Origin of the sequence: Mesorhizobium sp. M7A.F.Ca.CA.002.04.1.1 (assembly GCF_004022805.1) — a bacterium.
GTDB classification, from domain to species: Bacteria; Pseudomonadota; Alphaproteobacteria; order Rhizobiales; family Rhizobiaceae; genus Mesorhizobium; species Mesorhizobium ciceri.
In genome coordinates this window covers 1-1,358 of sequence record NZ_RZPL01001043.1, presented here as the reverse complement: position 1 = coordinate 1,358, position 1,358 = coordinate 1, and the positions used below count along the sequence as shown (strand labels likewise).

At 64.2% G+C, this 1,358-nt stretch carries 1 protein-coding gene and 1 pseudogene; both read right to left on the bottom strand.

The window, feature by feature from the left end:
• Positions 1 to 1,027 (bottom strand): tryptophan synthase subunit beta (trpB, locus tag ENZ75_RS31915; protein ID WP_128278621.1); only part of this gene is annotated, 1,027 nt, incomplete at its 3' end.
• A gap of 91 nt (positions 1,028 to 1,118) precedes the next feature.
• Positions 1,119 to 1,358: pseudogene (locus ENZ75_RS31910) on the bottom strand (N-(5'-phosphoribosyl)anthranilate isomerase); the annotation flags it as partial.

Here is a 1,358-nt window from a genome sequence, read left to right as displayed (position 1 = left end):
GGCCTGAATCGCGCAGCCAGGAATGCTCCGGCCCAACGCCGGGATAGTCGAGGCCGGCCGAGATCGAATGGCCGTCCATGATCTGGCCGTCGGAATTCTGCAGGAGATAGGTGCGGTTGCCATGCAGCACGCCCGGCGCGCCGGCATTCATCGAGGCGCAATGCTCGATGCCGTCGAGACCGCGACCGCCGGCTTCGATGCCGATGATGCGGACCTCCTTGTCGTCGAGGAAGGGATGGAACAGGCCGATGGCGTTCGAACCACCGCCGACAGCGGCGATGATGGTGTCGGGCAGCCGGCCTTCCTGCTCGAGGATCTGTGCCCGCGCCTCGATGCCGATCACCGACTGGAAGTCGCGCACCAGCTCCGGATAGGGATGCGGGCCGGCGGCGGTGCCGATCAGGTAATAGGTGTCCTCGACATTGGTGACCCAGTCGCGCAACGCCTCGTTCATGGCGTCCTTCAGCGTGCCGTGGCCGGCGGTCACCGGGCGCACTTCGGCGCCGAGCAGCTTCATGCGGAAGACGTTCGGGCTTTGCCGGGCAACGTCTGTGGCGCCCATGTAGACGACGCAGGGAAAGCCGAAGCGGGCCGCAACCGTGGCCGAGGCCACGCCGTGCTGGCCGGCGCCGGTCTCGGCGATGATGCGCTTCTTGCCCATGCGCTTGGCCAGCAGGATCTGGCCGAGGCAGTTGTTGATCTTGTGCGAACCGGTGTGGTTCAAATCCTCCCGCTTGAAGTAGACCTTCGCGCCGCCCGCGAGGCCCCTGGCCGAGGAAACCTCACGAAGATGCTTCGTGAGGCCTTCGGCGAAATAAAGCTTCGACGGCCGTCCGGCATAGTGGGTCGACAGGTCAGTCAGCTCAGCCCTGAAATCCGCATCGTTCTTGACCTCGTTCCAGTGCCGCTCCAGATCGAGGATCAGCGGCATCAGCGTTTCGGCAACGAAACGACCGCCGAAAATGCCGAACATGCCCTGTTCGTCGGGCCCGGTGCGGAAGGAATTGGGTGTCGCCGGCTTGTTCATCGCCGATCTCCTGGCATCTTGACTATGAGGCATGTCCTTGTCGGAAAACCGGTTCCCACTTTTCCGGGACATGCTCTGGTTTGAGGCACCACTAGGCTGCGCGGGTGTTCCGCGCGGCCCTGACGGCCCGGAAAAACTGTTCGATCAGCGCCGGATCCTTGACGCCCGGCGCGCTTTCCACGCCTGAAGAAATGTCGATCCCAGGCGGGTTGGCAAGCCGAAGGGCATCGCCGATATTGGCGGCGTTGAGCCCACCGGAAAGCATGTAATCGACGCCGCCGTCAAGGCCGGCGAGAATGCGCCAGTCGAAGGCAACACCATTGCCGCCCGG